The sequence below is a fragment of the Kribbella endophytica genome, assembly GCF_054781295.1.
This window is the reverse complement of the sequence record NZ_BAAGUR010000008.1, coordinates 45,401-69,892: the sequence shown is the minus strand read 5'-3', so window position 1 is coordinate 69,892 and position 24,492 is coordinate 45,401. Positions and strand designations below refer to the sequence as shown.

Genomic DNA, 24,492 nt, shown 5'->3' with positions numbered 1-24,492 from the left:
CGAACTGCTGCCGGCGGGCATCAGGCACAGGCCTGGTCGGATTGCCTACCTCGCGGCTTCTTTGCTGTGGAGCACCTGCTCGGCAGCATTTGTGTCGCGGGAGAGGCGGACGAGGGCGGCGCAGAGTGCTGCGGCGTCCTCTGCAGAGCCGGAGATCGATGTCAGTGGGAGGCCGATGCGCTTGGCCCCTTGCTTGACGCGGTCGTCAACGTACGGAGCGATGCCAGGCCAGACCGCCTGCGCTTCGCGAAGGAAGATGTCGGCGCCCGCGGGGCCGATGCCTTTGAACTCCTGCAAGAGCGTTGCGAGTTCGGCCGCCTCGTCTCCGGCCTCGGCGTGGAGCTTGCGGAGGTCGCCTTTCCAGTGGTCGAGGAGGTGCTCAGCTGCCTCGGCGAGCATGGTCGACGTGCGCTCGTCGTACCGGCGGTAGTGGCCGCGGCCGAGGGCGTCGACTCGCTGCTGCCAGGTAGCGTCTCGCATGGCACGGGGTGTGCGGTAGCCGGCGGCGAACAGCTCTTTGGCGGCGGCCACCGTCACGTCGGCCGAAATGCGTGCGCTCAAGAGCAGCGAGAGCACGAGGAGCTGGAACAGCGGCGCCGGCTTGTCGGCCAGCCGGATACCTGCCTCCTGAGCATAGGTCCGGCCATGACGCTCGATCACAAGATCTACCAAGGCTTCGGATCGCATGGATCTTCCAGTGCCCGAAACGTCTGCCCGCATGCATCGCCGGCGCCGGCTTCGTTCCGATGTGGAATCGATGTCACACCCCCTGGTCGCCGGCTACCGGTGGTGTTTAGGGTGGGGAGATGAATTTCGCCCCTCGGACCGTCGGCCAGGACGTGCTTGCCCTTGACGACATCTGCGTGGTGTACCTGCTGATCGATCCGCAACGCCGTACGGCAGTCGCCGTCGACGCGGGTTCGGGCCGCTGGCTGAAGGAGCTGGACCGGTTCGGCGTCGACCGAGTCACCGACGTGATCGTCACCCACCACCACCGGGACCAGGTCGAGGGTCTGCCTGCGCTGGCCGCGGCGGGCGCGCGGATCTGGGTGCCGGAGAACGAGGCGGGCCTGATCGCTGACGTCGACCATCACTGGCAACGCCGGACCGTGGTCAACCACTACGACCTGCGCCCTGACCGCTTCTCGTTGCTGGAGTCGGTGCCAGTCACCGGGGTGATGAAGGACTACAGCACCCGCCAGGTCGGCCACGTCGAAGTGACCACGATCCCGACCCCCGGCCACACCACGGGCAGCGTGACCTACCTGATCGGCGGACAGGCCTTCGTCGGCGACCTGTTGCACAGCCCGGGCAAGGTCTGGTCGGCCGCCGCACTGCAGTGGTCGTACGTGGGGCTGGAAGGCGCAGGCCTCACCATGGCGTCGCTGGCCCAACTGCTCGACCATGGGCCGACCACTCTGCTGCCCAGTCACGGCGAGCCGATGACAGACCCGGCCGACGCCGTTCGGAAGACCAGTGACGCGCTGGCCGATCTGCACCGCGTCAGGATGGGGTTCAGCAGCGGGCTGCTGGACAAGCTGGAGCAGCCGTTCGTGGAACTCAGTCCACACCTGCTGATGAACCGCACGAGTGAGTCCCGGAGCTACGTGCTGCTCAGCGACGCCGGGACCGCCCTGGTGATCGACTACGGCTACGACCTGACCACTGGCATCCCGCAGGGTGGTGAGCGCTTCACCGTTAGACCTTGGCTGCCGAGCCTGCGGGCACTGCGCCGGGACTACGGCATCGACAAGGTCGAGGTCGCCGTACCGACGCACTACCACGACGATCATGTTGCCGCGTTCAACCTGTTGCGTGAGGTCGAGGGCACCCAGGTATGGGCCTCCAGCCCGGTGGCCGCCGTACTGGAGGATCCGACCGGCTACGACCTGCCCTGCCTCTGGTACGAGCCGATCAGGTGCGAACGGCACGTACCGAACGGGTCGGCTGTGCGTTGGCGGGAGTACGAGCTGCAGATGCACGCACTACCCGGGCACACGCTCTACGCCTCAGCCATCGGCTTTACCGCCGACGGCCGCGAAGTGCTGGCGACCGGAGACCAGCAGACTGGTAGCTGGGTGCCCGGTGAGCAAGCGGAGATCCCCAACTTCCAGTACGCCAACCTGTTCCAGCCGGACGACTACGCCGCCTCCGCAGCGCTCTACCAGCGGCTCAAGCCGGAGCTGATGATCTCCGGGCATTGGGATCCGCGAGTAGTGGACCAGGCCTACCTGGACGAGCTCAGCCGAGTCGGAGCCGAGGTGGCCCGGGTCCACCGGGCTCTGCTGCCGCCAACTGACGCGCCGACCAGTATCACGCCGTACCGGGTGGACGCGGTGGACGGGAAGGCGTTCGAGCTGGCCGTGCGGACCGACGGGCTGGCTGAGCTGGTGGTGCCTGCTGGGTGGGAGTGCGAGCAGGTCGAGACCGGGCGGTTCCGCGTCGTACCGCACGTGCAGCGGCCGGTACGGCGAGCGCGGGTCGCCGCCGCAGTGACCCGCGACGGCCGCTACCTCGGGCAGCTGGCCGAAGCCCTGATCGACGTCCGTATCTCGTGAGGAGCAACTCGGTGGAAATCGGCGACTATGTGGTCGAGGTCAATGCTGCCAAGGCCTACGCGGCCGTCCAGGGATCGGACGGCCGACCGTGGTTCAAGCTGCGGTTGTACACGGCTTTGGACACCGTCGGAGGTGTCGACGAGACCTTCGGCGAGATCCAGCTCGACCAGGAGAGCCGTCCGGGCGAGCTGTTGCTGACCACAACCAGCAGGAGCACGGTGTGGGAGACCAGAGTCACCACGACCCGCTTCCTCCCGGACCGGATCGAGTCGTCCACCACCGTCACTGGCAGCGGCCGGATCAGCGACCTGCACCTGCTGGGCGGCCGCCGGACACCACGCGGGTTCCTGCCCAGCGGATCGAACCTCACCCAGGCCTGGTCGCCGAATCCGGACCACCCGACCCGCGTGATCCGTGACGCGCTGGAGGCGGCCACCATCGGTCCGTGCGGAGAAGGCAGCGAGCCGGGCATCGAGCGCTGGCTCTTCTCACCGGCCCCCTGGTGCTTCGCGGTCACTCCGGACTCCGCCCAGTGGTTCGGTCTGAGCTTAGTCGCCCCCATCAGCGAGCAGACCTTCACGAACTACCACTACGCCCCGGTCACCGGCGGCTTCTCGTTGCGCCTCGAATACGAGGGCCACACTGCCGTCGAGGGCTCCTTCCGTACGCCGCTGCTGGTCCTGCACCTCGGCGGCACCGACCCGGAGGACGTCATCACCCGGCACCGGGCTTTGCTCGACGAGTACGGCGTGGTGCCGCGGCGGACGGCGTACAAGCAGGACTGGTGGCAGGGAACGATCTTCTGCGGCTGGGGCGCGCAGTGCGCGATCGCCGCGAGGACAGACCAGGCGCCGCAGCCGCTGGCCACCCAGGCCAACTACGACAAGTTCCTGGAGACCCTGGCCGACCAGGGCATCGTGCCGCAAACCGTCGTGATCGACGACAAATGGCAGCAGGAGTATGCGACCTGCCGCCCCGACCCACTCAAGTGGCCGGACCTGCGGGGCTGGATCGCGAAGCGGCACGCGGCCGGCCAGCGCGTACTGCTGTGGTGGAAGGCCTGGGACGAGGAGGGTGCGCCGGTCGAGGCCTGCATCACCGACCCCGCCGGCCTGCCGGTCGGGCTCGATCCGGAGGCGTCGGCCGGCCGGGACCTCATCACGCGAGCCGTGGAGTTCATGCTGTCACCGGACGGACTGGACGCCGACGGCTTCAAGATCGACTTCACCGCCAGGACGCCGTCGGGTGCGTCCTTGCGGCACAGCGGCTCGTGCTGGGGGACCGCGCTGCTGCACGAGCAGTTGCGGCTGGTGTACGACGCTGCCAAGCGGACCAAGTCGGACGCCCTCGTGGTCACCCATACCCCGAACTCGGCGTTCGTCGACGTGACCGACATGATCCGGCTGAACGACGTACTGCACGCTGCGGAGGAGGCCGAGCTGGGGTACGTCGGACGGCACATGACGTACCGGGCCGGAGTGGTGAAAGCCGCCTGTCCAGAGCTCGGCATCGACACCGACGGCTGGATGATGCCGAGCCACGCCGAGTGGCGTGAGTACCTGAAGATCCAGCACGATCTGGGTGTTCCGGCGCTGTACTACGTCGACGGCACGGACACCGACCGGCACGATTTCGGCCCCGACGACTTCGCTGCCGTCCGGGACAGCTGGCGGTCCTTCGGCGCGGCGGCGCGCGAGTAGTCCCCGGCGGCCGCCGGGGGAGCGCTTAGACTGCGGGCCATGAATACGCGGGGGCAGCAGGCGCGCGGTCCGCGTCCGGTGGAGGCGGTCCGGCGCCCGACCGTCCAGGACGTTGCCCGCGAGGCCGGGGTTTCACCGTCAACGGTTTCCCGCGCGCTGCACACCCGTGGGTACGCGTCTCCGGACGTGCGCGACCGGGTCCGGGCCGCGGCGGCCAAGATCGGCTACGTGCTCGATCACAACGCGCGCAACCTGCGCAGCCGGTCGTCGACGTCGATCGGCGTGCTGATTTCCGACCTGCGAAACCCCTTCTACGCCGACCTTGCGGCCGGGATCGAGGAGGAGCTGCGCGCGGCGGAGTACCAGATGGTGCTGGTGAACGACAACGGCGACCCGGCAGAGGAGATGCAGGCCGCCGAGACGCTGCTGGCGATGCGGGTCCCGGGCGTGATCGTGACGCCGGTGACCGCGGCCTGCCCGCGGATCCTTCAGGACAACGGGGTTCACGTGGTCTGCGCGGACCGTGAGCTGGGCCGGTCCGGCAGCGACGTCGTCCTGAGCGACAACAAGGCGGGTGCCCGCGAGCTGACCGAGCACCTGATCGGTCTCGGCCACACCCGGATCGGCCTGCTGATCGACGAGACCAAGTGGTCCACCGGCGCCGGCCGGCTGGCCGGTTTCCGGGCCGCGCACGCCGACCACGACCTCGATGTCGACGAGAATCTGATCGCCTTCACCAGTTTCGACGCCGGCGCCGCGCAGGAGACCACCCGGCGGCTGCTCAACGAGCAGCACGTCACGGCGATCATCTCGGCGAACAACCTGCTCGCCCAGGGTGCGCTGGCCGAGCTCAAGGAACGCCGTACGAAGGTTCCTCGCGAGATCAGCCTGGCGGCGTACGACGACGTGCCGTGGATGTCGCTGGTCCAGCCGGCGCTGACCACGGTCGACCAGCACACCGTCGATCTCGGCCGGAACTGCGCCCGGCTGCTACTCGCCAGGATCCGCGGCGAGCTGCCCGCTCGCCGCCGGATCGTCCGGGTCGCGCCGCAGCTGATCGTCCGCGGCTCCACCGGGCCTGCCCCGAAGGCCTGACCGGCTCGACCGCGTCGCTGCGCAGCACTTGATCCGCACTCGCGTGGACGCGCTCTCGCGGAGGGCAAGCAGAGCCCTGTTGTCCACCAGCTGGTCCACGACGCCTTGACGACCTCTCGGCCGCCCGCATACGGTGCCTGGCATCGCATGTGGCATCGATGCCACATTCCGCACGGAGTCGTTCCCCTGTGAGGTAAGGAGCCCGCAATGAAGCATCTCCGCCTGCCCGTGGTGCTGGCAGCGAGCGCACTGGTGCTGACGTCCTGCGCGGGCGTCGGGGACAAGGACGACTCCGGCGGCAGTGGCACCGGGTCTGCCGAGACCACGCCGTCCGGAACGCTGAACGTGATGGGTTTCAGCGGTGAGGACGAGGTCGCGCAGTCGCGGATCGCGGCGTTCAAGGCCGCCTACCCGGGCGTCACGGTGAAGAACAACAAGGGTGACTTCGACGCCCAGCAGTTCCTCACCGCGGTCTCCAGCGGGAACGCGCCGGACGTCGTCTACATGGGCCGCAACCTGATCGGCACCTACGCCGCCAAGGGCGCGATCGTGCCTCTGGACGACTGCGTCGCGGACAATGGAATCGATACCACCCAGTACCGCGAGGCCGCGATGAACGAGGTCAAGCTGAAGGACAAGACCTACGGAATCCCGGAGTTCTACACCGTCTCGGCCAACCTGGTCAGCGGAAAGTCGCTGAAGGCCGCCGGCGTACCGGTGACCGACATCCAGACGACCGACTGGGACAAGCTGGAGAGCACCACCAAGAAGCTCTACAAGGCCAAGGGTGGCCGGCCCGCCCGGATCGGCTTCGACCCGAAGCTGCCGGACTTCTTCCCGCTCTGGGCGATGGCCAACGGCGCGGAGCTGGTGAAGCCGGGCGGCGAGCCGAACCTGAACGACCCCAAGGCGGTCGAGGCGCTGACCTTCGCGCTGAAACTGATCCAGGACCAGGGCGGCTGGTCGAACTTCAAGACCTTCCGCGACACCTTCGACCTGTTCGGGGAGAAGAACCAGTTCACGCAAGACCAGCTGGCGGCGTTCCCGATCGAGAACTGGTACGTCAACGTGCTGCTGGACGCGCGCAAGAACGGGCTCGAGCTGGCCTCGACGCCGTTCACCGACCGTCAGGGGCAGCCGATCAGCACGATCGGTGGTTCTGCCTGGGTGGTGCCGAAGGGCGCGAAGAACGCCGACGCGGCCTGCAAGTGGGCCAAGACGATGACCTCGGTCGAGACCTGGAACAAGGCGGCCGAGGCGCGGATGCAGACCGTTGCCCAGGACAAGAGCTTCTTCACCGGACTGTTCACCGGCAACAAGACGGCCGACGAGCAGATCAAGGCCAAGTACCTGAAGCCCACCGGTGACGCCGGCTTCGACCAGGCGATCAACAACTACTACGACGTCCTCGACGCGGCCCGGTCGACGAACCCGTCCGCGGCCGGTGCCGAGATCGACGCGGCGTGGAAGAGCGCCGTCGGCAAGGCCCTGGGCGGTACGGCGACCCCGCAGGCGGCGCTGGACCAGGCGCAGACCGAGGCGAAGGCCGCCTTCGACAAGGCGAGCCAGGGCTGATCCGGTGACGGCGACGATCGAGCAGGTCGTGACGGACGGGCAGGCCGAGCCTGTCCGCCGCGGCCGTCGTCCGCGACGCAGCCCGCTGGCCCGCCAGGAGGACCGGGCGGGCTGGGCCTTCATCTCGCCCTGGGTGATCGGCTTCCTGATCTTCACCGCCGGTCCGATGATCGCCAGCCTGGTGCTGTCGTTCACCGACTTCCAGATGATCCAGGCGCCGAAGGCCGTCGGCCTGGAGAACTACCGGGAGCTGTTCGACGACCCGCGGGTGCTGAAGTCACTGAGCAACACCTTCGTGTACGCCGCGCTGTTCGTCCCGCTCGGCACGGTCTTCGCGCTGGTGCTGGCGATGATGCTGATGCGCGTCGGCCGGGCCGGCGGCTTCTTCCGGACCGCGTTCTACCTGCCGGAGATGACACCCGCGGTCGCCGCCGGCGCGATGTTCCTCCTGCTGCTGAACGGTCAGCAGGGCCTGGTGAACAAGGTGCTCGGCTGGGTCGGCATCAACGGACCGAACTGGACCACCGACCCGAACTGGCTCAAACCGTCGCTGGCGGTCGTCAGCCTCTGGACGCTCGGCGGCACGGTGGTCATCTACCTGGCCGCGCTGAACGGCGTACCGAAGCAGCTGTACGAAGCGGCCGACCTGGACGGCGCCGGACCGCTGACGAAGTTCTTCCGCATCACCGTGCCGATGATCTCCGGCGCGCTGTTCTTCACCGTGATCACCAACACGATCGCGGCGATGCAGATGTTCGACCAGGCCTACACGATGTTCTACGGGCCTCAGCAGAAGGCGTCGGCCTCGGAGGAGTCGCTGGTCTACATGGTCTACCTGTTCCAGAACGCCTTCCAGTTCTTCAAGATGGGCTTCGCCTCGGCGATGGCGTGGCTGTTGTTCGTGATCATCCTGCTGATCACCTTTCTGCAGTTCCGGATCGGCAACCGCTACGTCTACTACCACGGGGAGCGCTGATGACGGTCCCGTGGAAACGACTGCCGTTCCTCGCCTTCCTGGTGCTGGCGACGTTCGCGTTCGTCTACCCGCTGGTCTGGCTGGTGAGCGCGTCGCTGAAGCCACGCGCCCAGGTCTTCGACAACCGCCTGATCCCGCAGGTCTTCCAGCCGGAGAACTACGCGCGGGTGTTCGACACGGCACCGGTGATGCGCTGGCTGGTGAACTCCCTGACGGTCGGCTTCATGGCCGCCGCGGCCGTCACGTTGTCGAGCGCGCTGGTGGCGTTCGGGTTCGCCTACTTCCGGTTCCGTGGCCGCAACCTGCTGTTCGGCGTCCTGCTCTCGACGATGATGCTGCCCGGCGCGGTGACGATGATCCCGGTCTACCTGATCTGGAACAAGCTCGGCATGATCGACACTCAGATCCCGCTGTGGGCCCAGAACCTGTTCGGCTCGGCGTTCTACGTGTTCCTGCTGAGGCAGTTCTTCCTCGGTATCCCGAGGGAGCTGTTCGAGGCGGCCCGCGTGGACGGCTGCGGCTACTTCGGGATGTTCCGCCGGATCGCGTTCCCGCTGTGCAAGCCGGCGCTGGTGATCGTGTTCGTCTTCGAGTTCAAGGCCAGCTGGTCGGACCTGATGAAGCCGCTGATCTACCTGCAGACTCCGGACTACTTCACGATGCCGCGCGGGCTGAAGTCGATCATCGACGCGTTCGCGCTGTCCGGGCACTACGAGTGGGAGATCGCGATCGCGGCGAGCGTGATCGCGGTGGTCCCGATGATCGTGCTGTTCGCGTTCGGCCAGCGCTACATCCTCGACGGCGTGGCGACCACCGCGCAGAAGGGCTGATCGCAGCCTCATGCCTGATCCATGCGTGCTCGCCCTGGACGTGGGCGGGACCAAGCTCGCGGCCGGCGTGGTCCGTGCCGACGGTACGGTCCAGTCGTTCCGCACCATCGAGACCGGCGTGCACGACGGTCCCGACGCGGCCGTCGGTCGGCTGCTCGACCTGGGCGAGAAGGCGCTCGCCGAGGCAGGCCATCCCGAAGTAGTTGCCGTCGGCGTCGGTTGCGGCGGCCCGCTCGATCCGGTGACCGGCGTGATTCTCGGCCCACCCGGCCTGCCGGGCTGGGATGAGGTGCCGCTGGGCCGGCTGGTGACCGAGCGGCTCGGTCGTCCGGCGTACGTCGAGAACGACGCCAGCGCGGCGGCTCTCGGTGAGCACCGGTGGGGTGGATGGGGCGTGCGCAGCCTGGTCTACCTGACGATCTCGACCGGTTTCGGCGGCGGCGTCGTGATCGACGGCGAGCTCTTCCGTGGCGCTGCGGGCCAGGGCGGTGAGCTCGGCCACGTGGTCGTCGACTGGCAAGGCCGCCAGTGCGGCTGCGGCGCCCGAGGCTGCGCGGAAGCTTACGTCTCCGGTACCTCAATAGCCCGCCGAGCTCAAGAAGCGCTTGATCACAGAAGTTCTTCCTTGACCTCCGTGGCGAATCTGACCGCTCGGGACGTTGCGGACCATGCTCGGGCCGGGGACGAGCTGGCTTCTGCTGTTTGGGACGAGACGACCGCGATGCTCGGGCGGATGGTGGCGGTGATCGTCAACGTCTGCGAGCCGGACCTGGTCGTGCTCGGCGGTGGGGTCACCCGGGCCGGCGGCTTCCTGCTGGATCCGGTCCGAGAAGCCGCGCTGCGGCAGGCGATGCCACCCGCGGCGAAGGCGTGCGACGTCGTCCTGAGCCGTCACGGCGACCGGGCCGGAGTACTCGGCGCGGCCGCCATCGCCTTCCACCGAATGTCATCCAACGACCGCCGGGAAGGCGACGCATGACCGAGCTTCAGGTCGAACGGCTGCTGCACACACAGCTGGACCGGCACGCCGAGGTGACCACCGCGATGCGCGGCTGCCTGCCGCAGGTGCAGGCCGTCGCCGACGAGCTGATCCGGCGGCTGGCGGCGGGTGGCGTGCTGTACACGTACGGGAACGGCGGCTCCGCGGCCGACGCCCAGCACCTGGTCGGCGAGCTGATCGGCCGGTACCTGCGCGAACGGCGGCCGCTGCCGGCGGTGGCCCTGGTCGGCGACGCGGCCGTGATCAGCTGCATCGCGAACGACTACTCCTACGACGACGTCTTCGCCCGGCAGATCCGGGCGCTGGCCCGGCCGCTGGACATGGTCGTGGGGTTCAGCACGTCGGGTACGTCGCCGACGGTGGTGAAGGGTCTGGCCGCGGCACGGGCGAACGGCGCCTGCTCAGTGGCGTTCACCTCGACCCGTGGCGGCGACCTGGCGGCGTCGGCCGACCTGGCGGTCGTCGTACCGGCCGAGGAGACGGCCCGGATCCAGGAGATGCACGTGCTCGCCCTGCACTTGATCAGCGAGCTGGTCGACCGCTGGGCGTACGAGTCCGACGACCCCGAGACCATGGAGATTCCGTGACGCGCGGCCCGCTGCACATGATCGGCAACGCCCACATCGACGCGGTGTGGCTCTGGCAGTGGCAGGAGGGGTACCAGGAGGTCCGCGCGACCTTCCGCTCGGCCCTGGACCGGATGGACGAGTACCCCGACTACGTCTTCACCGCCGACTCGGTGGCCTATTTCAGCTGGATCGCCGAGCACGACCCCACCCTGTTCGACCGGATCCGCAAGCGGGTCGCGGAGGGCCGGTTCGAGATCGTCGGCGGTTGGTGGGTCGAGCCGGACTGCAACCTGCCGGGCGGGGAGGCGTTCGTCCGGCACGCGCTCTACTCGCAGCGCTGGCTGGCCGAGCACCTCGGGGTGATCGCGACGGTCGGCTGCAACGTCGACCCGTTCGGGCACAACGCGACGCTGCCCCAGCTGCTGAGCAAGTCCCGGCTCGACTCGTACGCTTTCCTCCGGCCGCAGGCGCACGAGCGCGAGCTGCCGGGCCAGAAGTTCTGGTGGGAGTCGATGGACGGCTCCCGGGTGCTGGCCTACCGGATCCCGCACGAGTACTGCTCGCCGGGTGGTGAGATCTCTGGCCACGTGACCAAGGCGCTGCAGCAGCTCCCGGTCACCACCGAGCCGTTGATGGTGTTCTACGGCGTCGGCAACCACGGTGGTGGGCCGACGATCGAGAACATCGAGTCGATCAAGCAGCTGGCCCGGCGCGACCTGTTCCCGACCATGTTTCCGTCCACGATGCGGCGGTTCTTCGACGAGGCCCGCCAGTTCGACGACATTCCCGTGCATGGCACCGAGCTTCAGCCGCACGCGATCGGGTGCTACGCCGCGCACTCGGAGGTCAAACGGCAGAACCGGCTGGCCGAGCAGCTGCTGCTCGCCGCCGAGAAGTGGACCACGGTGGCCGGCGCGCTCAGCGGTACGCCGGATGCGACCGCCGAGCTGGGCCACGCCTGGAAGCAGGTGCTGTTCAACCAGTTCCACGATATCGCGGCCGGCACGGCGATCGAACCGGCGTACGACGACGCCCGCGACCAGCTCGGTGAGGCCAAGGCGATCGCGGCCCGGCTGGCGAACCGTTCGATCCAGTCGATCGCGCGGCAGATCGACGTACCGGCCGAGACCGCGATGGTGCCGGTCGTGGTGTTCAACCCGCACCCGTGGCCGGTGACCGCGACAGTCGAGCTCGAGCTCGGCTACCCGGCGCCGTTGCGCGGCGCGATCGAGGTGACCGAGGGGCTGGCCGGACGGCCTCTGCCGATGCAGGAGGTCCGGTCGGCGGCCACCGCGAACGGCCGGCGGCGGGTCGCCTTCGTGGCCGAACTGCCGGCGCTGGGGTACCAGCTCTACTCGATGCGGCCGGGCGACTCGTCGTACCACGCGGGTACGCCGGTGCGGGACGACCTCGTCCTGGACAACGGCGTCGTCCGCGCGGAGATCGACCCGAAGACCGGGTGGCTGAAGTCGCTGTCGGTCGACGACGGCGCGAACTTGGTGCCTGGCCGGAAGAAGCAGGTTCCGCACGCGCAGGTGATCGACGACGACACCGACACCTGGAGCCACGGCGTCCGTTCATTGTGGGAGACGGCGGGTGCGTTCGAGGTGACCCGGATCCGTCGGCTGGCGGATGGTCCGGTCCGGCAGATCGTTCGCGTCGAGTCGGCGTACCAGCGGTCGACGCTGGTCGAGGAGTACGTGCTGGACGCGGGCGCCGACGCCGTCGAGGTGCGGGTCACGATCGACTGGCGCGAGCGGTTGAAGACGCTCAAGCTGTGCTTCCCGTTCGCGGTGGAGGGCTCGGTTGCGACGCACGAGATTCCGTACGGCTCGCTGGTCCGGGAGCAGAACCGCGAAGAGGTGCCGTCTCACGCGTGGGTCGATGTGTCCGGTGATGCGGGTGGAGTCGCGCTGCTGAACGACGGGAAGTACTCGTTCGCGGTGGACGGCACGGTGCCGGGGCGGCCGGTGCTGGCGATGACCTGTGTGCGGTCGCCTGTGTACGCGTGGCACGATCCGCGGCAGCTGGACGACGACGGGATCTACGAGTACCTCGACCAGGGGATCCAGAAGTTCCGGTACCGGCTGCAGCCGCACGCGGGGGACTGGCGGGCAGCCGGCGTCGTACGTCAGGCTGCGGTGCTCAACCAGCCGGTCACACCGCTGATCGAGTGCTTCCATCGTGGGCCGCTGCCGGAGCAGCAGTCCTTCGTCAGCGTGGACGGCCCGGGAGCGGACCAGGTCGTGCTGTCGGTTCTGAAGAAGGACGAGGACGACAACGGCGCGGTCGTCGTGCGCGGCTACGAGACCAGCGGCCGCGAAGCTGAGGCCACCGTCGAACTGCCTTTCCTCGGCCGCAGTGTGAAGACGGTCTTCCGCCCTGGTGAGGTGAAGACCCTCGTCCTCGGCGCCGCCGCGGACACTCCCGCCGCCGAGGTCGATCTGCTCGAGTGGGACCCGGCCAAGCCCCCGCCGGGTGTGATCCGCTGAATGTTCAGGTGCCTCAGGAGTTCACTGCGGTCCAGGGGCGGGCCGTGCGGTGGACGATGTCGGCGATCTCTGCCAGCCGGGCGCGGCAGCGACCGGCGAGGACGGGGGAGGGGTCGTCGACCTCCAGGGCCGGTGTCCACAGGGCTCGGCCGGCGAGTGTCCCGGACGCACCGCCGGTGCACGCCAGCTCGACCGCTCGGGGGAAGTCGTCGCGTGCCACGCCGTTCGACAGCACGACCCACGGGACAGGCAGAGCGTCGGTGATCCGCTCGCACGTCTTCACGATGGTCGTGGCTTCCCCGATTCCCCGGCTCGGCACCTGCGCCTTGTAGAGGTCGGGCTGTACGGCGCCGAGCACCTCGGCCGCGGCGACGATCGCCTCGTTCAGGTCGAAGTCCTCCTCGCCCGGCGCAGGCTGCACCACCGGCTCCAGCACCGACAGCAGACCCGCCGTACGGCTCACTTCGATGAACTCGCGTGCCAGCTCGAGCCGCCGCGCCTCGTCACCGTCCCGCTTCCAGATCACCAACAGCTTCAGCGCGACCGTCCCGCGCGCCTTCTCCGCTGCGAGATTCGCCAGGACGTTGTGATCCAGGAAGGTGTCCGTGACCGGCCCGCCTCGCTCCTGGACCAACGCGTCGACCGCCAGGATCAAGCCAGGCTCGGCCGGTGCGTCGTACCCGGCGTCGATCAGGAACGCGGACGCCAATGGCGCCAGCTGGTCGACCACTGCCGCCTTGAACGCCGTGATGGCTGCTGCGTTGTCGGGCCGCCCTTGCTCCGCGAGCATCGTGCGCAGACTCTCGCGCTGGTCCATGGCAACCATTGCGAAAGTCCCGTCCTGGTAGGACAAAGCCTTCAGCGTCACGTCCATTGTTCTCCCTCGACCGCTGTCGCCGGACCGCTGCGACCACCATATGCAATCGATCCCACAAGAAGCCATCCGGATGCATCTACTGGCCGGCTCGCTCTGCAGGCCAGGGCGAACACCGCGGTCGTCAGGTCGCGACCACTCGTACGGTGGTGAATTCCGGGTCGGCGGCATCCGGGAGAGCCATGGTGGCCGCGACACCCGACCGTAGGTAGTCGATCACGCCGGCGGTGATCTTCTCGCCGGGCAGGACGGCTGGAATGCCCGGGGGATAGGGGGTGACCTGCTCGGCGGCGATCCGGCCGACGGCCTCCTGAACGGGGACGATGTCGTGCCCGGCGAAGAACGCGTCGCGAGGGAGCATCGCCTGCTCGAGTTCCAGGTCTGTCGGATCAGGCAGTACGACGGACGTCGGCTTCGGCAGCGAGGTCCTGGTCAATTCCGCGAGAGCGGTGATCAGCCGTTCGGTGTCGGACTTGTCGTCGGCGAAGGTGAGCTGGGCGAGGATCCGCCGGTGGTCGGACAGGCCGACGTTGATCGCCTGGTGCTCGCGGAGCCAGTCAGCGGCCTGGTACCCGGAGATGCCGGCGTCGAGCACGTCGATCATGATCTGCAAGCGGTCGAGGTCGTGCGAGGCCTCGACGGAGATCAGTTCGTCCTCGACCACTCGGATTCCGGGGAGGCTGTCGATCTCCGCTCTGGTTGACCGGGCCAGCGACAGAGCATTCCCGAGAAGCTCGTGCCCGTGCAGCGCCATCTGGCGGCGCCAGCCGTCCATCGCGGCGTACAGCAGGACGTTCGGGCTGGTGGTCGAGAGCAGGTCCTCGCTCTCCTGTAGCCGCACGGGATCGACGAGATCGCCTTGCAGATGGAAGACCGAGCCCTGCTCGAAGCCGGCGCCGGCCTTGTGGACCGAGACGACGCAGATGTCGGCGCCTGCATCCATCGCCCAGGTCGGCAGCTCCTCGTGGAACGGAAGGTGTGCTCCCCACGCCTCGTCGACGATCAACGGTTTACCGTGCCGGTGACAGACGTCGGCGATTGCTCGGAGATCACTGCACGTGCCGTACGGCGAGGGGCTGGTCACCAACGCGCCGACGGCGTCGGGGTGATCCCGGAAGGCCTGGTCGTAGGCCTCAGGCGCCGGCGGATGAGCGAGGTGCAGGTCGGTGTCCCATTTCGGCCGGATCCAGACCGGGGCGATGCCGGTCAGCACCAGACCGGCGATCACCGACTTGTGCGCGTCGCGGCCGACCAGGAGCTTCTCGCCGGGCGCGGCCACGGCCATCATCGCGCTCTTGACCGACAGCGAGCTGCCGCAGGTGGAGAAGAAGGCATGCTCCGCGCCGACCGCGTCCGCCATGAGCTCCTGCGCGCGGGGGAGTACCTGTCCGCGCGACTTGCGGTCGTCGAGGCCTCCTGTGGCCAGTACGTCGGAACGGAAGGCGTCGACGCCGACCACCCGCCGTACCAGCTCGTCGATGCCTTTGCCCTGCTTGTGCCCGGGCGGCGAGAACGTGAGGTAGTCACGGCGGTGGTACTCCCGCAGAGCCTCCAGCACCGGGGCAGCTGTCTGGTCCAGTTCGCTCATAGCGAGCCGGTACCCACGGTGCCGCCACTCACGCTTCGTGACGGCCGCTGGACGTCGCCCAAGGGCCGCCGCCGGCGGGGGGATGCCGACGGCGGCTGTTCGGGGGCAAGGGCGGCCGTTCGGCCTCCGGTTCGGCTCTGTCATCGGGGCCAGCTGCGATGCCTCGCACTGAGCGCCGTGCTCGGATTCCAGGCTCGAACCGGCCTTCGAGCGTGACCGCGCACGGCCTGGCCGACGCTTGCCAAGCGCGAAGCCACTCATCACCAGTGCGCGCCGAGTTCGCCCCATTGTCAATGGACCAGTCAAGAGTTGCCTTCCGATCCCGCAGGGATACCTGGACCTGATGGTCGACGTCTCGCTCCAATCAGGTCCGGCGCCCGTACGGCGGTCAGCGGTCGCCGTTCGGCTCGGCCATCTTGCGGTGCACCGCTGCCTTGAGCTGGTCGGGAAGAACCTTGTTCGCAAGCTCCTGCGCCTTGGTCCGCAGCGATTCCGCGACGACCCGGTTCTTGCCGGCGAGCATCGCCTCGAAGCCCTGCTCAGCGACCTCGGCCGGGCCGTCCTTGTCGGACTGCCCGACGGGGGTGTCGCGTTGAGTGCGGCTGCCGCAAGCGGCCGATCGCCGACCATGGTCCGGAGGCGCTGAACGCCGTCCGACGTGGTGCTCCTGCCACGGCTCCCGCTTCACCCCTGACCGCGGCGTACTCGACGGCCCTGCGACGAATCCGCTGATCGTCCGGAGTAGAGGCGGACAGCTCACCCGGAATGGTTCAGGAGTTGGCTTCGGGCCGGATCGTCTTCGCCGGGGACCGCGAAGGGTACGGACCTGAGGCATAGACGTTGATCTCTTCCAGGCTCCCGTCCGCGGTGCGAACAAGGTGACGTACGCCAGCCCAGCGCGCGACCTCGGCGCCGATCGAGACCTGCCGCAGTCGCGGTCCACCGCGGGAGAACGGCTCGTCGCAGCCGACGCGCCGATTCTTCCAGGCTCCGTCCCAGTAGGTCTCCACATCCCGTTCGTCCATCGCTCTTGCCCTCCCTCAGAGCAGACCAGTACCCCGGGAGGTCTGCTGTACGCGCCCTCCGCCGACATCCATGTGGAGGTGGTCGGATTCCAGGCCGCGCCTTCCAGCATGGGCCGCCGCCAGCGGGGGGATGGCGCCGGCGGCGGCTGCCTGGTGGTGAGGCTCAGCTGTCGTTGCTGACGTCGCCGCGCCAGCTGCCGGTCTCGCTGCCGCGGGCTTCGATGAAGGTCTTGAACCGCTCCATGTCGCCCTTGACCCGGCGAGAAATAACGCCGGTCTTGTCAGCCACCGTCTCGGCGATGCCTTCGGGGTCGACGTCGATCTGCGCGGTCACGCGGGTCTGCTGGTCACTGAGTCGGTGGAACGTGATCACGCCGGCGTGGCTGGTCCCGTCGACCGACTTCCAGGCCACCCGCTCGTCGGGGTGCTGCTCGGTGATGGTGGCGTCGAACTCGCGCGTGACGCCGCCGATGCTCGTCTTCCAGTGCGTGCTGGTCTCGTCGAGCTGACGGATCTCGTCGACGCCGTCCATGAACTGCGGGAAGGACTCGAACTGGGTCCACTGGTTGTACGCGGTGCTCACGTCGACATCAACGTCGACGGACTCGGTGGTGTTGCTCACTTGGTGCTCCTCAAAAAGATGTTCAGAGATAGTTGGCGGTTTCAGCGGTCGAAGCTCCGGTACCCCGAAGGCGCGAAGGACGACGAGCCGAACTTATGCAAAACTCATTCAGGGCCATGCTTTGCCACCTAGGGTCGACAGCGAGTCGGCGCACGGTGAGGAGTCGGGATGCGAGTCTGGACGGCAGCGGTGCTTCGATGGCGCTGGTTGGTCGTGGCGATCTGGATCGGGTTGGCTGTTGCCGGCGGACTGCTGGCGCCGAAGACGATCGATCGACTCGGGTACGACTTCGGGCTCCCGGGACAGCCGGGCTACGAGACGAACGAGCGGATCCTCACAGAGTTCGGTAACGGCGGCGCGAATGATCCGCTGGCGCTGGTGCTCAGCTTGCCGCCGGGGCAGACGGTCGATGCGGCTGAGGTGCGGAGCCAGTACGGCGGGGCGCTGGCCGGGCTGCAGCGGCCGGGCTGGCGGGTGGCGTCGTACCTCGACGTACAGGCTGGACAGAAGTCGGTCCTGGTCAGCGACGATCGACGTACGGCGGTGGCATTGGTGTATCCACCGGTCACGCCCGGCCCGGTCACTTATGCGGCCGCGATGCCTCAACTGGAGCAGGTGATCGCGAAAGCGTCTGTTGCCGGTCAGCAGCTGCAGGTGACCGGAGTCGAGGCCCTCAACGAGAGCGGCGGCGGATCGGACCGGCCGATCATCGTCGAGATCGCGTTCGGCGCCGGGGGAGCGTTGGTGGTGCTTGCGCTGGTGTTCGATTCGCTGCTGGCGATCATTCCGTTGCTGCTGGCAATGGTCGGAATCTCGACCACCTTCCTTCTGGTGCTGGCACTCACCGGTCTGACCGATGTGTCGTTCATCGTGCAGTACCTGGTCGGCCTGATCGGGCTGGGCGTGGCCATCGACTATGTGCTGCTGATCGTGATGCGATGGCGGGAGGAGCGATCGTCGGGCGCTGCCAACGACGACGCGGTGGCGACCGCGATGGCCACGGCCGGGCGGGCGGTGGTCTTCAGCGGAGTGACGGTGGCGATCTCCTTGCTCGCCTTGGTCGTCGTGCCGGTGCCGTTTCTGCGCAGCGTCGGATTCGGCGGCTTGCTGATCCCGCTCGTGAGCGTTGCGGTGGCGTTGACGCTTCTGCCGGTCATCCTGGCCACGATCGGGCCGCGGCTGGAGTGGCCACGGCGACGCTCGCTCGCGGCTGACCGTCAAGCGGGTCAAAGCCGAGCGTGGCGGTGGATCGGGCAGCTTGTCGTACGGCATCGGGTGGTTGCGGCGTTGCTCGCTGCAGGCCTCCTGGCGGTGTTGTTCGTGCCGGCGCTCGGGTTGCGCCTGGGGTCGCCGCAGTTGTCGACGATCGCGGTCGGCGAAGCGCCGCCCGCGCAGGCGTACCGGGCGATGGTCGATGCCGGGCTGAGCCCGGGACTCCTTCGTCCGGTCGAAGTCGTCGTACGGTCCTCGGAGATCGGCGCGACGGTGAGAGCGGTTGGTGAATTGCCTGGCCTGGCTGGTGTTCTGGCGCCAAGCGGGACCGGCTGGAGTGAGGGTGGTCAGCGCGTACTGGCAGCTGTGGCCTCGGCGGATCCGTCGACGAGTGAGGGCGGCGCGACAGTCGACGCGCTCAGAACCCTGGGTCTGGAACGCGGCGGCCTGGAGATCGGTGGAAGCGCGGTGGAGGACAAGGACTCCGTCGCCGCGATCTACGGCCCGATCGGATCGGTCCTGCTGCTGGTCGTCGCGGTCACGTTCGTGCTGCTCGCGGCCGCGCTGCGGTCGATCTGGTTGCCGATCAAGGCGCTGCTGTTCAACATAGTGTCGATCGGTGCGGCGTACGGGCTGACGGTCCTGGTGTGGCAGGACGGGTACGGCGTACAGGCTCTGTTCGGCGCCGAGGCCAGTGGGTCGATCACCTTCTGGGTCCCGCTGGCGGCGTTCTCGTTCCTGTTCGGTCTGTCGATGGACTACGAGCTGTTCATCTTGTCGCGGATCCGGGAAGGTCACCTGGCCGGACTGCCGACGGCCGAGGCAACGGTCCAGGGCATCGCCCACACCGGCAGGCTGGTCACGTCGGCTGCGCTGATCCTGTTCCTGGCATTCGTCGCGCTGTCCACGGTGCCCGTGATCGACGTGAAGATCTTCGCGACCACGCTGGCACTGGGGATCGCGCTGGATGCCACCGTGGTCCGCGGCGTACTGACTCCGGCCTTGGTCGCGCTCTTCGGCAAGGCCAACTGGTGGTGGCCGAACGTCGTGAAGAGCTGGTCCGGCTCGGCGAGCAGCGGTGGGCCGAAGCCGCAGGAGCCCCGACCGAGTACGTCGTCGGTACGCCGCGCACGATCAGCAAAGACTCCCCGGCCGTAGCCAAGGAGTTCTACGACTACTACCGAGCCCCCCCGCGGCCAGCACCCACGCTCCACCACCGAGATGTCATGGCACAGCAACGGCGCGCTGATGCAGTTCTACCCCTTCCACAACCTCAAGTGGATCTCTCCCCGGCCCGCGCTGTTCATCCACGGCGAGAACGCCAACTCGCGCTACTTCAGCGAGGACGCCTACAGCCAGGCCAGTGAGCCCAAGGAGGTCTACCTCGTCCCCAAGGCCGGCCACGTGGACCTCTACGACCGGGTGGAGATGATCCCGTGGGCCAAGCTCGATTCCTTCTTCACCGAGAACCCCTGAAGACGCCGACACCGCGACGTTCGAGCTGTCCGTGACCCGTGCGTCGCTTCCGTGGCCAGAGACGACGTCCCACAAACGGGTTCGCAACGACGATTCCGGGCCTGTTCACAGTGCGCTGTCCGATCTGCAACACGGCAGTAATGCCGCGCTCCGATACTGGCTCGTGAAAACCCCTGAGTTCTGGAGGAAAGCAATGTTCGAAGCGAAGTTCGGTCTACGGTCGGCACTGCTCGAGCTCACGCGTCGGCTGGACGCGTACACCCTGCGGACGTTCAACCCTCAGCCCGAATTGTCACACCGCTCGCGCTAGGCACCGCGAGGGAGCTGTGGCCGTGCGCTCCTCCCCCCGGGCGGGGATGGTTCCTTGTCCGCGACGACAGGTCGTCCAGCATGCTGTTGTGCGGCTCGGGCTGCGATCAGTGAACGTCGTGGGCCGTGCCTGGCATGTCTCGCCACTCGGGGTTGATCGTGTCGGCCACCTTCGCGCCACCGGCTGGAGCGCGGACGCTGTGGTGTGTAGGTGCTCTGGTGCCGCCAGGTCCCGGGAGCCGGCCCCTGGGCGTGATCCGAAGCTCCTTCAGGCCGTACCCAATATCTGTGGTGGCGGGATTAGACATTGCCCCTTGGCCTGTGTAGTGTTCCTCGTGTCGACAGAGAAGAACAGCGAAGCTGACGTGGACAGCTAACGATCTGTCCAAGAGTGTGATTGTGAAGTACGCACGACGGCGGACTCCGCCGGGCCGATCAGTGGAAGGGCTCGGGTTTCGCGCCAACGTCAGAGTCTGTGGAGCCGGTGGTTGAGAAGGGTTCCAGGCTTGACGGAACAAGTAGTTGTTGCAGTTCGCAGTGAGCAGTTCCTGTAGTTGCAGTAGGTAGTTAGCAGTTCCGTACCCGCAATGCGCAGTTGTAGTAGCTGTCGGTAGTTGAGGTAGCAGTAGGTAGTTGCTGTTCGCGAGAGAAGAAGGGAAGGGATTACACCGTCGGATCGCCCGCCAGTGCCAGTACTTCGCCGGGCGGGTGCCGTAGTTCCATCAGGTAGGAAGGTGGTCTTCGGTTACGCATTCAGCGATCCCCGCAGTGACGGCCTTCACGTGGCGTGCTGCGGACATGCAAGGCCGGCCTCACAGCCGGTAGATGGTGACAATCCAACAACCCCTGGGCCCCGGTGCTTCGGCACCGGGGCCCTTCGGCATGGAGGTGCGATGACCCCAGACCTGCACTCGGAGACCCTGATGAGTTCAACCCCGGCGCCCGGCCCGGCCAATTTCGACGACGACGACTATCCCGCGTTCACGATGGGCGGGGCCGCGGAGATGCTCGGCACCACGCCAGGGTTCCTGCGGAGCCTGGACGAGGCGAAGCTGATCACCCCGCAGCGCTCCGAGGGAGGCCATCGCCGCTACTCCCGCTACCAGCTCCGCATCGCCGCCCGCGCCCGTGAGCTCGTCGACGAGGGCATCGCCCTGGAGGCCGCGTGCCGGATCATCATCTTGGAAGACCAGCTCGCTGAAGCCTTGCGTATCAACGAGCAGCGGGGGAAACAGGGTTAGCGACCGACGAGGGTCCGCCGGCACCACCGCCCCGGGATGCTCTGCGGACCGAACAGCCTTCGCCCAGGAGAAGTTCGCCCGATGGACCTCGAGGACGCTCAAACCACGATCGCTATCGCCGAAGGCATTCTCGCGGAGCGCCACCGCATCCCACCGGCCGAGGCCGCCCAGCTGCTGGCCGGCCTCGCCCGCACCGATGACCTGTCCCTCCTCGAAGCCGCCGACCTGGTCATCCTCATGCGCCGGCCGCTGACGTAGCGAAGGCCTCGTTGGGGCCGCAGTGTGCTGACATCCGCGGGACGTGCCCAAGCTCCCTGGTCTTCCTCGCGATGTCGCGTCGCCGGTCTTCGGCCGGCGCGAGGGCCAGCTCAAGAATCAGCGACCGCTCTACGTGCTCGCCAGCGGCGATGCCTCCGAGTACCTTGACCGTCACGCCACGCTGGAACGGGTCGTTGAGCACGATCAGTCCCCCGAGCAGGTTGCGACTGAGCCGGTCAAACCTCCTGCACGGTCAGCATGTCGCCCTCGCGCAAGTAGTCCAACGCCGCGGTCAGCTCGGGCCGGTCCTCGGTGCGCAGCGTGCCCGACGCCTTCTCTTCGAAGACCTTCACACAGATCGGGTCGAGCGCATCGTTCTGCCGGGCAACCTCCTGCGCTCCGGTGCTGACCCGAACCAGTCCGACGAGAGCCATCCACACTCCCTTGCCCTCGGCAACGTGTTCATTTGGCAGTTCGGACACTAACCGTTTCCGAACACCATCGCCGGGCCGGCGGGTTCGGACCATCGCGTGCCGCGCGCGTGTTAGGTGAGGGCGCGGTGCTGTGCGTCAGCGCCTGGAGCACGCACTACGCCGGAGTCAGGCTGGAGTTCTGGTCAGGTGAGCCGGGCGAGGACGCCGCCTGGGAACTGCGCAGGCGGTGCAACTTCGCCCGGTGACGAAGCAGCGGCGGCCAACGGCTTGCTGGCGCCGCCGGGAACTGGAACGGTACGGCGGTCGGGTCACCCGGGTGGGACGAGCGCTGAGGTTTCGCCGTTCAGACCAGCATCGGTGGAGCCGCCTGCTGGTCACACTGTTGGGCAGAGTGATGCTGATGCCGATTGTCTCGCGAATGTTCGCAGTCGACGCCGTTCCCAGTGTCGTCGCACAACAGATCCGAGATCGCCGGCCTCAGCTGCCCGGTACCCAAGGTGACAGCTCCGCGTCAGTGGTCGTCCGGGAGCCGGGAAATTGGCCGTCCGAGTCTGTCGGCCGCCCTCAGCGGTGGGTTTCGGTGGTGTCGGCGTGCCGGGCGGGGGCCGTGTGGCGGGGGCGGGTCAGGGACCAGATGACCCAGACGTCGAGGGCGATCAGGAGCAAGGCCCAGAACGGGGCGTAGGGGATGAAGAAGAAGTTGTCGATGGCACTGAACCAGGCCACCACGAGGGCGAACGCCTCTGCCCATCGGGCCCTGGAGAACAGAGCGATGCCGGCTGCCACGGCGATCAGCCCAAAGGCCACGTGCATCCAGCCCCAGGCTCTGACGTCGAGGTCGTAGGTGTAGGCCCGGACGGCCGTGAAGAACTCGCTGTTGATGATCGCGACGAGCCCGGCGATCAGGTGGAAGGTGCCGATCATCAGCAGCATCGCTGCCGCGAACGCGACACCACCGCTCGCCCAGTCCGACGCGGTGCCTGACTCTGCGCGGTGCTCAGTCGCGACGTACGGCCGGGCACGCTCGTCGTCGGTTCGACCGTGGGCCATCGGGGTTCACCCTCCTGCTCGGCACTCGGCGGACGCCGGGCGCGCATTGACCGTAGGTCCGTCCGGGCAGCTCTCGCGTCACCCTTGGTGGGCGACCTCCGCGCGGCTGGCGGCGCGGCCTCATCTTCTCGGGGTGATCTGAGCCGGCCCGATCGGGACGAGCATGCGGGTGTGCATCGGGGACAGAGGCTGTGACCGGCTGCTAGGAGACTGCGATGAACCAAGCGCTGCTGAACTCGCTGACCGAGGCCGAGCGTCTGCTGGTGGCCGAGGCCGAACGCGACGCGGTCAAGAGTCTCGACGAGGACGAACTGCTGGAGTTGCACCAGCGGATCCGGCGGGCGCGGACGAAGTACGTGAAGAACTACCGTCGCGCTGCCGGGGCGGCGGTCGCCGAGGCTGGTGGACGCGGCCGGTCCTATCCCAGGAACCAGCGGGACCGGGACAAGGCGGAGCTGTTCGAGACGGTGCTGGCGCGGGTGAGCCGGGAGGTCGCCGGGGCCGCCAGGCAGGCCGCGACGGAACTGCGCAAGGAACGGATCGCGGCGGCCCGACCCGCCGCGCGGGAGGGCCGCCCGGCGCTGGCGGAGCAGGATCCCGGTCCGGACGGCGTACGGCGACGGGCGACCAAGACCACCGGCGGTCTGAAGCGCGACGCTTCGTCCCGCGCCGCCGGTGCCCGCCGCCAGGCCGCCCGCGACGCCCGCTGACCTGCGACCCCGCGGCCGCTCCGGGTCTCGCCGCGGCTCCGGTCACCGCTGCTTACCCCAGGCCTTGCGGATCACCCGGTTCGGGTGATTTCTGCATTCCGGAGGGCGGGTTGCTGTTGGGGCGTGAGCCGGGAGATGCGCGATGCGGACAGGACGGCCGCCCGGCCGTGGCGCAGAGGCAGGCTCGCCAAGGCGCTGGTCGTCTGTTCCGCGCTGGTGACGGTCGGGCTGGCGTACACCGTACTGCTGCGGCACAGTGCGACGCGTGCGGAGCGGCCGCAGTCGCAGCAGATCGAGGAGGGCCGGCGGCGCCGAGCCCCCGGTGTACTCGACTGCGGAGATCGCGGCGCTGTCGGCGTACGTCGCATCGCTCGTCCGGGCCCAGCGGTCCCGGCGGAGGAGTCCTACGACGTCGCCAACGCCACGCAGGAGGAGATCGTGCGGGGCGGCGAGCTGTTCCGGACGAACTGCACGGCTTGCCGCAACTTCGCCGGCCGCGGCGGCGCGTTGCCGCACGGCCGCTACGCGCCCTCGTTGATGCAGACGAGGCCCAGGAACATGTACCAGACGATGCCGACTGGCCCTCAGCAGATGCCGGTGTTCTCCGACCAGGTGCTGCTCCCGCAGGACAACGTGCGGTGCTCGCCTGCATCGTGACCTGCAGCAGTCCGAGGGGCGGCTTCGCGCTGGGCCGTCTGGGACCGGTGTCGGAACGCCTGTGGGGGTGGTCGGTCGGGATCGGCTCACTGGTCGCCGTCGCGGTGTGGATCGGAGCGAAGGTGCCCAGGGTCGGCCGCCGGCGAACGGAGGTTTGAAACGCGATCTCCCTTCCCGGAACCGTCGCGAACCGGTTAGTGTCGATATTTTGCAGGCCGATGAGCGGAGACCACACAGAGTT

At 68.0% G+C, this 24,492-nt stretch carries 24 protein-coding genes; 15 read left to right on the top strand and 9 right to left on the bottom strand.

The genetic code is table 11. The features are described from left to right. Positions 1 to 45 precede the first annotated feature (45 nt). Positions 46 to 687, bottom strand: a complete 642-nt coding sequence (locus ACYVIO_RS41600; protein WP_460656538.1) for an HhH-GDP family DNA glycosylase — start codon at positions 685 to 687, stop codon at positions 46 to 48. A gap of 119 nt (positions 688 to 806) precedes the next feature. Between ACYVIO_RS41600 and ACYVIO_RS41595 the strand changes: the two genes are divergently transcribed. The 9 genes from ACYVIO_RS41595 (at position 807) to ACYVIO_RS41555 (ending at position 12,795) form a co-directional block, all read left to right on the top strand. After that, the gene (locus ACYVIO_RS41595) at positions 807 to 2,558 is read left to right on the top strand and encodes an MBL fold metallo-hydrolase (protein WP_460656537.1); all 1,752 of its coding nucleotides are present in this window, start codon (positions 807 to 809) and stop codon (positions 2,556 to 2,558) included. An 11-nt stretch (positions 2,559 to 2,569) separates the two neighbouring features. Beyond that, positions 2,570 to 4,258, top strand: coding sequence for an alpha-amylase family protein (locus tag ACYVIO_RS41590; RefSeq protein WP_460656536.1), 1,689 nt, complete (start codon positions 2,570 to 2,572; stop codon positions 4,256 to 4,258). Positions 4,259 to 4,297: 39 nt separating this feature from the next. Continuing rightward, positions 4,298 to 5,353: a LacI family DNA-binding transcriptional regulator gene (locus tag ACYVIO_RS41585; RefSeq protein ID WP_460656535.1), complete on the top strand. Its 1,056-nt coding sequence runs from the start codon at positions 4,298 to 4,300 to the stop codon at positions 5,351 to 5,353. 207 nt (positions 5,354 to 5,560) lie between these two features. Further along, entirely contained in the window at positions 5,561 to 6,928 is a 1,368-nt protein-coding gene (locus ACYVIO_RS41580; protein WP_460656534.1) for an ABC transporter substrate-binding protein, read from the top strand. A 4-nt stretch (positions 6,929 to 6,932) separates the two neighbouring features. Continuing rightward, positions 6,933 to 7,904 (top strand): carbohydrate ABC transporter permease, encoded by a 972-nt coding sequence (locus tag ACYVIO_RS41575; RefSeq protein ID WP_460656533.1) that lies wholly within the window; start codon positions 6,933 to 6,935, stop codon positions 7,902 to 7,904. Then, the gene (locus tag ACYVIO_RS41570; RefSeq protein ID WP_460656532.1) at positions 7,904 to 8,734 is read left to right on the top strand and encodes a carbohydrate ABC transporter permease; all 831 of its coding nucleotides are present in this window, start codon (positions 7,904 to 7,906) and stop codon (positions 8,732 to 8,734) included. The genes ACYVIO_RS41575 and ACYVIO_RS41570 overlap by 1 nt, the downstream gene beginning before the upstream one ends. 10 nt (positions 8,735 to 8,744) lie before the next feature. Next, positions 8,745 to 9,713 (top strand): ROK family protein, encoded by a 969-nt coding sequence (locus tag ACYVIO_RS41565; protein WP_460656531.1) that lies wholly within the window; start codon positions 8,745 to 8,747, stop codon positions 9,711 to 9,713. Further along, on the top strand, positions 9,710 to 10,321 hold the full coding sequence (locus ACYVIO_RS41560) for a D-sedoheptulose-7-phosphate isomerase (RefSeq protein WP_460656530.1): 612 nt from the start codon (positions 9,710 to 9,712) through the stop codon (positions 10,319 to 10,321). Before ACYVIO_RS41565 ends, ACYVIO_RS41560 begins: the two co-directional genes overlap by 4 nt. Next, positions 10,318 to 12,795, top strand: a complete 2,478-nt coding sequence (locus ACYVIO_RS41555) for an alpha-mannosidase (RefSeq protein WP_460656529.1) — start codon at positions 10,318 to 10,320, stop codon at positions 12,793 to 12,795. Before ACYVIO_RS41560 ends, ACYVIO_RS41555 begins: the two co-directional genes overlap by 4 nt. A gap of 13 nt (positions 12,796 to 12,808) precedes the next feature. On the opposite strand, the gene ACYVIO_RS41550 is transcribed toward ACYVIO_RS41555, so the two are convergent. The 5 genes from ACYVIO_RS41550 to ACYVIO_RS41530 form a co-directional block, all read right to left on the bottom strand. Then, positions 12,809 to 13,669, bottom strand: a complete 861-nt coding sequence (locus tag ACYVIO_RS41550; RefSeq protein WP_460656528.1) for a hypothetical protein — start codon at positions 13,667 to 13,669, stop codon at positions 12,809 to 12,811. A gap of 124 nt (positions 13,670 to 13,793) precedes the next feature. Further along, complete coding sequence (locus ACYVIO_RS41545; RefSeq protein WP_460656527.1) at positions 13,794 to 15,257, bottom strand: aminotransferase class I/II-fold pyridoxal phosphate-dependent enzyme; 1,464 nt, start codon at positions 15,255 to 15,257, stop codon at positions 13,794 to 13,796. Between the two features lie 388 nt (positions 15,258 to 15,645). Continuing rightward, entirely contained in the window at positions 15,646 to 15,945 is a 300-nt protein-coding gene (locus ACYVIO_RS41540; RefSeq protein ID WP_460656526.1) for a hypothetical protein, read from the bottom strand. Positions 15,946 to 16,027: 82 nt separating this feature from the next. Continuing rightward, a complete protein-coding gene (locus ACYVIO_RS41535; protein WP_460656525.1) occupies positions 16,028 to 16,282 on the bottom strand; it encodes a hypothetical protein in 255 nt (84 codons plus the stop codon). 163 nt (positions 16,283 to 16,445) lie between these two features. Further along, the gene (locus ACYVIO_RS41530) at positions 16,446 to 16,904 is read right to left on the bottom strand and encodes an SRPBCC family protein (RefSeq protein WP_460656524.1); all 459 of its coding nucleotides are present in this window, start codon (positions 16,902 to 16,904) and stop codon (positions 16,446 to 16,448) included. 168 nt (positions 16,905 to 17,072) lie between these two features. Between ACYVIO_RS41530 and ACYVIO_RS41525 the strand changes: the two genes are divergently transcribed. The 4 genes from ACYVIO_RS41525 (at position 17,073) to ACYVIO_RS41510 (ending at position 21,400) form a co-directional block, all read left to right on the top strand. After that, complete coding sequence (locus ACYVIO_RS41525) at positions 17,073 to 19,274, top strand: MMPL family transporter (RefSeq protein ID WP_460656523.1); 2,202 nt, start codon at positions 17,073 to 17,075, stop codon at positions 19,272 to 19,274. Between the two features lie 63 nt (positions 19,275 to 19,337). Beyond that, on the top strand, positions 19,338 to 19,592 hold the full coding sequence (locus ACYVIO_RS41520) for an alpha/beta hydrolase (RefSeq protein WP_460656522.1): 255 nt from the start codon (positions 19,338 to 19,340) through the stop codon (positions 19,590 to 19,592). A 1,202-nt stretch (positions 19,593 to 20,794) separates the two neighbouring features. Beyond that, complete coding sequence (locus ACYVIO_RS41515) at positions 20,795 to 21,142, top strand: MerR family transcriptional regulator (RefSeq protein WP_460656521.1); 348 nt, start codon at positions 20,795 to 20,797, stop codon at positions 21,140 to 21,142. Between the two features lie 81 nt (positions 21,143 to 21,223). Next, on the top strand, positions 21,224 to 21,400 hold the full coding sequence (locus ACYVIO_RS41510; RefSeq protein WP_460656520.1) for an ANTAR domain-containing protein: 177 nt from the start codon (positions 21,224 to 21,226) through the stop codon (positions 21,398 to 21,400). Here the strand turns inward: ACYVIO_RS41510 and ACYVIO_RS41505 are convergent. From ACYVIO_RS41505 to ACYVIO_RS41495, 3 genes are all read right to left on the bottom strand, one after another. Beyond that, on the bottom strand, positions 21,378 to 21,602 hold the full coding sequence (locus ACYVIO_RS41505) for a hypothetical protein (protein ID WP_460656519.1): 225 nt from the start codon (positions 21,600 to 21,602) through the stop codon (positions 21,378 to 21,380). The two genes, ACYVIO_RS41510 and ACYVIO_RS41505, sit on opposite strands and share 23 nt — an antisense overlap. Positions 21,603 to 21,636: 34 nt before the next feature. Next, complete coding sequence (locus ACYVIO_RS41500) at positions 21,637 to 21,834, bottom strand: recombinase family protein (RefSeq protein ID WP_460656518.1); 198 nt, start codon at positions 21,832 to 21,834, stop codon at positions 21,637 to 21,639. A 564-nt stretch (positions 21,835 to 22,398) separates the two neighbouring features. Further along, positions 22,399 to 22,884 (bottom strand): DUF7144 family membrane protein, encoded by a 486-nt coding sequence (locus ACYVIO_RS41495; protein WP_460656517.1) that lies wholly within the window; start codon positions 22,882 to 22,884, stop codon positions 22,399 to 22,401. A gap of 215 nt (positions 22,885 to 23,099) precedes the next feature. Between ACYVIO_RS41495 and ACYVIO_RS41490 the strand changes: the two genes are divergently transcribed. Together ACYVIO_RS41490 and ACYVIO_RS41485 are read left to right on the top strand one after the other, a co-directional pair. Continuing rightward, the gene (locus ACYVIO_RS41490; protein WP_460656516.1) at positions 23,100 to 23,594 is read left to right on the top strand and encodes a hypothetical protein; all 495 of its coding nucleotides are present in this window, start codon (positions 23,100 to 23,102) and stop codon (positions 23,592 to 23,594) included. A 135-nt stretch (positions 23,595 to 23,729) separates the two neighbouring features. Then, complete coding sequence (locus ACYVIO_RS41485) at positions 23,730 to 24,251, top strand: c-type cytochrome (RefSeq protein WP_460656515.1); 522 nt, start codon at positions 23,730 to 23,732, stop codon at positions 24,249 to 24,251. Positions 24,252 to 24,492 lie beyond the last annotated feature (241 nt).

Coding starts and splice junctions, on each gene's coding strand:
- ACYVIO_RS41535 (WP_460656525.1), bottom strand. CDS start 16,282: ATGGACGAACGGGATGTGGAGACCTACTGGGACGGAGCCTGGAAGAAT.
- ACYVIO_RS41565 (WP_460656531.1), top strand. CDS start 8,745: ATGCCTGATCCATGCGTGCTCGCCCTGGACGTGGGCGGGACCAAGCTC.
- ACYVIO_RS41580 (WP_460656534.1), top strand. CDS start 5,561: ATGAAGCATCTCCGCCTGCCCGTGGTGCTGGCAGCGAGCGCACTGGTG.
- ACYVIO_RS41595 (WP_460656537.1), top strand. CDS start 807: ATGAATTTCGCCCCTCGGACCGTCGGCCAGGACGTGCTTGCCCTTGAC.
- ACYVIO_RS41525 (WP_460656523.1), top strand. CDS start 17,073: ATGCGAGTCTGGACGGCAGCGGTGCTTCGATGGCGCTGGTTGGTCGTG.
- ACYVIO_RS41570 (WP_460656532.1), top strand. CDS start 7,904: ATGACGGTCCCGTGGAAACGACTGCCGTTCCTCGCCTTCCTGGTGCTG.
- ACYVIO_RS41600 (WP_460656538.1), bottom strand. CDS start 687: ATGCGATCCGAAGCCTTGGTAGATCTTGTGATCGAGCGTCATGGCCGG.
- ACYVIO_RS41545 (WP_460656527.1), bottom strand. CDS start 15,257: ATGAGCGAACTGGACCAGACAGCTGCCCCGGTGCTGGAGGCTCTGCGG.
- ACYVIO_RS41510 (WP_460656520.1), top strand. CDS start 21,224: ATGGACCTCGAGGACGCTCAAACCACGATCGCTATCGCCGAAGGCATT.
- ACYVIO_RS41495 (WP_460656517.1), bottom strand. CDS start 22,884: ATGGCCCACGGTCGAACCGACGACGAGCGTGCCCGGCCGTACGTCGCG.
- ACYVIO_RS41485 (WP_460656515.1), top strand. CDS start 23,730: ATGCGCGATGCGGACAGGACGGCCGCCCGGCCGTGGCGCAGAGGCAGG.
- ACYVIO_RS41490 (WP_460656516.1), top strand. CDS start 23,100: ATGAACCAAGCGCTGCTGAACTCGCTGACCGAGGCCGAGCGTCTGCTG.
- ACYVIO_RS41500 (WP_460656518.1), bottom strand. CDS start 21,834: ATGGCTCTCGTCGGACTGGTTCGGGTCAGCACCGGAGCGCAGGAGGTT.
- ACYVIO_RS41560 (WP_460656530.1), top strand. CDS start 9,710: ATGACCGAGCTTCAGGTCGAACGGCTGCTGCACACACAGCTGGACCGG.
- ACYVIO_RS41520 (WP_460656522.1), top strand. CDS start 19,338: ATGTCATGGCACAGCAACGGCGCGCTGATGCAGTTCTACCCCTTCCAC.
- ACYVIO_RS41550 (WP_460656528.1), bottom strand. CDS start 13,669: ATGGACGTGACGCTGAAGGCTTTGTCCTACCAGGACGGGACTTTCGCA.
- ACYVIO_RS41515 (WP_460656521.1), top strand. CDS start 20,795: ATGACCCCAGACCTGCACTCGGAGACCCTGATGAGTTCAACCCCGGCG.
- ACYVIO_RS41585 (WP_460656535.1), top strand. CDS start 4,298: ATGAATACGCGGGGGCAGCAGGCGCGCGGTCCGCGTCCGGTGGAGGCG.